The organism is Pirellulales bacterium (assembly GCA_035533075.1).
GTDB lineage: Bacteria > Planctomycetota > Planctomycetia > Pirellulales > JAICIG01 > DASSFG01.
Map to the genome: position 1 here is coordinate 21,193 of DATLUO010000268.1, position 6,209 is coordinate 27,401.

Genomic DNA, 6,209 nt, shown 5'->3' on the forward strand with positions numbered 1-6,209 from the left:
CTGGCCAAAACGAGAATGTCAAGCAGCGCCGCGCACAATTTTTTTGCAGGCGAAAAACGCCGTGCTACGCGCGAAAAAAGGCCGGGCGGCTTCCGCGAAGCGCGCCACTCGCTTCAGGCGATCTGATCGACGAGCACAGTGTCGTCGTGCTCGTAGGCCGGCGCGCAGCAGCAGAGAAACTTCAGCGGCGCCCGGCCGGTGTTGCTGATGTTGTGTACGAGGCCCGGCGGAATCGCGATCGCGTCGCCAGGGCCGACCTCGCGCGTTTCATCGCCCAGCCGCATCGAGGCTTTGCCGCTGAGAATGTAATAGATCTCTTCGGTCTTCACGTGGTAGTGCGGCGTCGTGCTGCCGCCGGGCGGCAAGCGGGCTTCCGCCAGACTCTGCTGCCGAATGGCCGAATTGCGGTGCGCCAAAAGCTCGCGGATTTCTGAGCCGTCGAGCGTGGTGAAGGCGGAGGTCTCGTTGATGTTGACGATGTCCATCAATTCTCCCACAGCCGCGTCTCGACCTTGCCGTCGCGGGTGATCCAGCCGCGATACATGCCGTCGGTGTTGTTGGCCGACGAATAGCGGCCGCGAGCATCGAGCGCGATCGCTCCGCCGTCGCCGCCGGCGTCCTTCAGCGTGCGGTTAATCACCTGCTCGAGCGCGTCTTCGACCTTCAGGCCCTTGTACTTGATCAGCACGTTGATTTCGTGCGCGACCGCGAAGCGGATGAAGTATTCGCCGTGCCCGGTGCAAGAGACGGCACAGCCCTCGTTGTCGGCGTAGGTGCCGGCGCCGATGATCGGCGAGTCGCCGACGCGGCCGAACATTTTGGCCGTCGTGCCGCCCGTCGAGGTGCCCGCCGCCAGATTGCCCTTGCCATCCAGCGACACGGCGCCCACCGTGCCCCACTGCCGCCGGCCGCCGTCGGCCGCGGGCGGCTTCGGCCCGACGGCCGACTGCTTTTCGGGCGACGACTTGGCCGCTCGCCAGCGGCGCTCGATCTGTTTCCAGCGCGGCAGGGTCCAGAAATAGCCGGGATCGACGATTTCGAGTCCCGATTTGGCGGCGAACACTTCCGCCCCGCGCCCGATCAACAGCACGTGCGGCGACTTCTCCATCACGGCCCGCGCCGCGGAGACCGGGTTTTTGACGATCGTCACACCGGCCACCGCTCCGGCCCGCTTCGTTTTTCCCTCCATGATCGAAGCGTCGAGCTCGTTGCGGCCTTCGTAGGTAAACACCGCTCCCTTGCCGGCGTTGAACAGCGGCGAGTCTTCGAGCACGCGGATGGCGGTTTCGACGGCGTCGAGGCTGGTGGCATTCTCTTCCGCCAGCCGCTTCCGTCCCGCGCGCAGCGACTCTTCCAGCGCGGCGCGGATCAGCCGGGCCTGTTCCTGGCTGACCTCGTTCCGCTCGGCCGCAATTCCGCCGTGGATGGCCAGCGCCACATCGGTCGCGGCGGGGTCGCTGTCGGCAAATAAAGCCTCGGCGGCCGGATTCGACGAGAGCGCCATGAGCGTCGCAGCCAGTTTCAAAACGCGCCCGCTCATTCTTTCAGGTCGAACGTGAAATTGTTTTCCGAGCCGGGTTTGACTTCGGCCGTCAATTCCGATTGCTTGGGGTCGGTGTACTTGGCCGGAAAGCGAGGCGGCTTCGGCTCCGGAATGGAATAGTCTCCTTCGGGCGGTATATCGGTCGGTTCGGTAATCCCCACGTTATAACTGCCCGGAAGTGCGCCGTCTTTAGACTGGAACGTGGACAGCCAGAACTCTCCCTGGGCATTGGTCATTCCCGCGGCCGGGCGCCCTTGGGCCGGATAAAAGCTGACCACGGCGTCTGCTAACGGCTGGCCTTTGAACGTGACGACTCCCTTGACCGGATAAGTACCGGCGCTCTTGCCACCGCAGCCGAGCAGCGCGATGGAGACGACGGCGCAGGCAAATGTCCGCCAAACAGAGGTTTGCATGTGGATAATTCCGCTTCTTGGGACGGTTAGGACGATAACAACGGCACGAACGAGTCGCTTGGGGCGTCTCACGGCGCGGTGATCGCGACTTCATCGCCGCGATTGCCCAAATAGCGGTAGAGGTAGAGATCGATGGTTTCGTTGATAAAGCTAACATGGCCGTCGACCATGGCGAAATTGGCGCCCATGGGATGCCGGCTCATGAAAGAATAATTGTTAGGCCAGTCTCCCCAGCGTGATTCGAGCGTGACCGTGTCGGGACTGGCCTGAATGGCGAGCGATTTATAGTTTAAGGGAATTCCACAGGTGGCCGTGGTGGCGTTGGAGTTCCACCACCACGCCCACAGGGTCCAGCGAGGAATGGCTTCGCCCAGAAGGAAGGTGTTCGACGTGCCGTCCTGTACGTTGGAGATGGGCACCCAACACATGGCTTGATTGGCTTGATTGTTCCAATTTCGCCACATCATTCCATTGCCTTGTTCGAGACCGTTGTTGCTGTTCGGCCAATAGCCGCCCTTGGGAAAGATGTACCGGCAAATCGCATCGCCCCAAGCCCAGTTGCTGCCCGCACAGCCCTTGTAATTGGTGACCGCCCACGTAGCTCCGTCCGCCGGTGGGGTGCCGGAATCAGATCGGCTGCCCATGATACCGTCTTGGTTTTGGTCTGACGGGCACAAGAAAACCGGGACGACTGTTTTTGCAACGCCGGTATTCACGTTGACAGGAACCCCGAAGTTGCCACCCAAGGGCAGGTAATAACTCGTGAGGTTTTGCAGTGGGGCCTGCTCGATATATGGCAGGATGGCGAACATCCAACTACGGCCCGTGCATGTGCCCGAATGGCCGCCGACGCTGGGCGGCTGATTGCCGAGGTAGCACTGCGGAAACTTTTTCATGACGTCGTTGTAGTTCAAGCAGCCCAGCGAGAGTTGCTTCAGGTTGTCGACGCACTGCGAGCGCCGCGCAGCTTCGCGCGCCGCCTGAACGGCCGGCAGCAAGAGAGCGATCAAAATGCCGATGATAGCGATGACGACGAGCAGTTCAACCAAGGTGAAGCCGGTGATAGCCCGGCGCGATGAGGGTGATCGCATGAGAACGCTTCCTGGAAAAGAACCGATGAAAGAAACCGCGCTGGTTGCTCCCGGTGGCATGCCGGCGCATACGACACTGATGCTATCTATGACGCGCCTGGCGCGGTTCGTCAATAGTTCTTCCGGCCCGCGGGCCGAAGCACGTGGGGCGCGGCAAGCGAGCTTGCGAGCGCCGGCCCACCGTAAGCGACGTCCCTAACGGTGGGCGGACGCTCGCAAGCTCGCTTGCCCCGCCCTACGGGCTCGGTTTCGACGGCCCAGGAAGGCCGCCCCACTCAGTTCTTACTTGGTTGGTGCCGAAACCGCGTCGCTCCAGTCGTCGGTGCGGAAGGGCGAGGCGGGCAAGCCGGCTTTGTTTGCCAGATTGGGCTCGGCAACCTGGTCCCAGCCGAAACGCACGGCCAGCGGCGCGCTCACGTCGGCGCTTTCCACCACCACGCTCTCGCCATCGATCGTCGCCGCGGCCGGCACGAACTTTTTATCGGCCCCGGCGATCGAAAACCAACTCAGTGGCTTGCCGTCCCGAGAAATCAGGCCGCCATCGGCATGTTGAAACTTGAGCCGAATACGGTTGCTTTCCAGGGCCATCGTTTCGTAAAGTGGACCGGAATAGACCAGGTCGCTCTTGCCGTAGTATTTCGCCAGCGCCCAAAGGGCCAGGCGGCGGCCGACCTCTTGCTTGTTGCGCGGGTGAATGTCGTGAATGTTGCTGATGTCGGTCGTCACGGCCATGCCCGTGTTCGGCACCTTGAGCGTGGCGGTCTGGGCCTCCCACAGCTCGGGCAGGGCCACGGCGTTGTCGCCATACCGATAGGGCGCCAACTGCACGAAGAGAAACGGAAAATCGCCCTGCCCCCAGACGCTGCGCCAGCCCAGGATCAGGCCCTTCATCAAATCGTGATAGTGCCGCCCCTGGCCGACGTTGGCTTCGCCCTGATACCACAACGCCCCGCGGACCGCAAACGGCGCCAACGGATGGATCATGCCGTTGTACAGCCCCGTCATGCCGCCGTTGCTGTTGAACGGGTTGCCGGGCATGGCCGGCGGTTCGGCGACCGGTTGTCCGGCGGCGACCGACTTCTCGGCCGACTCCAGCCAGGCGTTGATCTCGGGTAACTTGTTCTTCAAGGCCGCTTGATAACCGTCACGCAACGACGCAAGCTGCTTGCGCTCGCCTTCGAGTTCCGCAACGCCCTCGTAGCCGGCGGGCGGGATCCACGGTTGGATGGCCGTGCCGCCCCAGGAGCTGGCGATCATGCCGACCGGCACGTTCAGCGATTTGTGCAGATCGCGGCCGAAGAAATAGCACACGGCCGAGAACGACTTGACCGTGTCGGGCGTGCAGACGGTCCAGGCGGCGTTGACGTTTTTGGCCGGTGTGCCCGCCGGCACCAGCGGCACCAGGAACAAGCGGATCTGCGGATAGTTGGCGGCGGCGATTTCTTCCGTCGCCTTGTCGGAGTCGGCCACCTTCCACTGCATGTTCGATTGCCCCGACCCGATCCAGACCTCGCCCACCAGGATGTCGGTAATCTTGATGGTGTTCGTGCCGCTGACGGTCATCTCCTGCGGTTCGGCGCTGGCAGGCATCGGCGGCAGCTTGACCAGCCAGTCGCCGTTGGCGTCGGTCTTGGCCCTCGCCTTGACATCGCCGATGGCAATGCTGACTTCTTCGCCGGCGTCGGCCCAGCCCCAGAGGGTCAGCGGCATCCCGCTTTCCAGCACCATGTGGCTGCCGATGATCGCCGGCAAGGTGACCTTGGCGAGGGCCGACTGGCTGGACAGCAACAGCAACGCCAGCAGCAGGGCGGCGCGGCGATTCGCGAGGAATCTCATCTATGTTCGCTCCCGGAATGAAAAGCAAGGGCAGTACAGTGCAGATAGTTTAATCGCGCACGGATGAAGAAACCATGCTTTTTGGCGAAAGGACGCGAACCGTGGCAATGTAGCTTGGGAATCGCGATAGGGCATGATAGATTCGGGAATGGCAGAAGATGCCGACCTTGCCGACGATCTGATTCCTGGCAGCTTGAAACGGTCGCCATCGTACCATAGCGATTATTGGCAAAAAGACCTACAGGGAGATCAAGGATCTGGCTGCCGGCAAGCCGGCTGATCAAAAAGCGCGTCAAATGAAAAAGCTGATCCAGCAAGTCAAACGCCGGCGTGACAAGGGTAAGGAGCGGCGAGAATGAACCATCGAATCCAGTCATTCACGAAGGCGCTCGCGAACGTCTCCCGGCTTCGGGCGGAGAACGATTACGAGGCCGCTTTTAAAGAAGCGGAGGACTTGTTGGAAGCGTGGAAAGGCAACGCGCACTTGCATATCCTTCGCGCCAGACTCATCCAGTTGCAGGAGCATCCGACGAGCACCCTCGACGACGCCAAGCAGGCACTTCAAGACGCAATCGACCTCGATCCATCATCGCCCGCCGCCGCCATCGAGCTCGGCAACTTCCTGGACGCGGTCGAAGACGACCCGCGGGCAGCCTCGAAAGTCTACACCAAAGCACTTGGTCAAGCGCGTCGTTTACTGATCGAGGGGCTGATTGGTCAGGCCAAAGCGCTTTTGCAGCTTGAGAAGAGGGACGAGGCTCTCAGGTGCGTCACGGAACTGCTTCAACTAACGCACACCAGCTCCGCCGACAAACGGTCGAAGTCTGCCGGCGGTCCCGACATCATTATGCGATCGTCCACCGGGAAGGTATCGGTCATAGAGGTGCAAGGCCCGTATGCGACCGAGGTGGAACAACTGGTCAACGAAGTGATGGCAACGCGGTAGCACGGGGGCACAGATGCTATAATCGTGGGGAGTTTGAGAAGGAGGTGATCTATGCCGCTGAATGTGACATTCGACTTTCCGACCGACGTCGAGGAAAAGCTGCGCCGGGACGGGACCAACTTTGACGCGGACGTCAAGGAGGCATTTCTCATGGAGCTTTTTCGGCGAGGGAGAATCAGCCACTATGATCTCTCCCGGACCTTGCGACTCGACCGTTTTGAAACGGATGCCTGGCTTAAGCGCAATACCGTTCAAGTTTTCATAACTACGCACTGTTCAAAGCTTTTGGACAAGGGCTTTACGGGCCGATGAGTTGGACGCTTTTTCGGCCACTTGGACATTTTGCGTTTGATCACGCGCGGGTTCACGCGGTTGCGGCG

8 protein-coding genes are annotated in these 6,209 nt (G+C 61.4%); 2 read left to right on the top strand and 6 right to left on the bottom strand.

Annotation, left to right across the window (positions count from 1 at the left end):
- Nucleotides 1-113: 113 nt before the first annotated feature.
- The 6 genes from VNH11_33510 to VNH11_33535 all read right to left on the bottom strand — a co-directional run bounded on the left by VNH11_33510 (nucleotide 114) and on the right by VNH11_33535 (nucleotide 5,260).
- The gene (locus VNH11_33510; protein HVA51308.1) at nucleotides 114-485 is read right to left on the bottom strand and encodes a cupin domain-containing protein; all 372 of its coding nucleotides are present in this window, start codon (nucleotides 483-485) and stop codon (nucleotides 114-116) included.
- The gene (locus VNH11_33515; protein ID HVA51309.1) at nucleotides 485-1,540 is read right to left on the bottom strand and encodes an isoaspartyl peptidase/L-asparaginase; all 1,056 of its coding nucleotides are present in this window, start codon (nucleotides 1,538-1,540) and stop codon (nucleotides 485-487) included. Before VNH11_33515 ends, VNH11_33510 begins: the two co-directional genes overlap by 1 nt.
- Nucleotides 1,537-1,956: a carboxypeptidase regulatory-like domain-containing protein gene (locus VNH11_33520; protein ID HVA51310.1), complete on the bottom strand. Its 420-nt coding sequence runs from the start codon at nucleotides 1,954-1,956 to the stop codon at nucleotides 1,537-1,539. Before VNH11_33520 ends, VNH11_33515 begins: the two co-directional genes overlap by 4 nt.
- Before the next feature lie 68 nt (nucleotides 1,957-2,024).
- A complete protein-coding gene (locus VNH11_33525) occupies nucleotides 2,025-3,161 on the bottom strand; it encodes a DUF1559 domain-containing protein (protein HVA51311.1) in 1,137 nt (378 codons plus the stop codon).
- Nucleotides 3,162-3,329: 168 nt separating this feature from the next.
- Nucleotides 3,330-4,883, bottom strand: coding sequence for a sialate O-acetylesterase (locus VNH11_33530; GenBank protein ID HVA51312.1), 1,554 nt, complete (start codon nucleotides 4,881-4,883; stop codon nucleotides 3,330-3,332).
- Entirely contained in the window at nucleotides 4,880-5,260 is a 381-nt protein-coding gene (locus VNH11_33535) for a hypothetical protein (protein ID HVA51313.1), read from the bottom strand. The genes VNH11_33530 and VNH11_33535 overlap by 4 nt, the downstream gene beginning before the upstream one ends.
- Between VNH11_33535 and VNH11_33540 the strand changes: the two genes are divergently transcribed.
- Both VNH11_33540 and VNH11_33545 read left to right on the top strand, forming a co-directional pair.
- A complete protein-coding gene (locus VNH11_33540) occupies nucleotides 5,239-5,829 on the top strand; it encodes a hypothetical protein (protein HVA51314.1) in 591 nt (196 codons plus the stop codon). The genes VNH11_33535 and VNH11_33540 overlap by 22 nt on opposite strands.
- Nucleotides 5,830-5,880: 51 nt before the next feature.
- Nucleotides 5,881-6,141, top strand: coding sequence for a UPF0175 family protein (locus VNH11_33545; protein HVA51315.1), 261 nt, complete (start codon nucleotides 5,881-5,883; stop codon nucleotides 6,139-6,141).
- Nucleotides 6,142-6,209 lie beyond the last annotated feature (68 nt).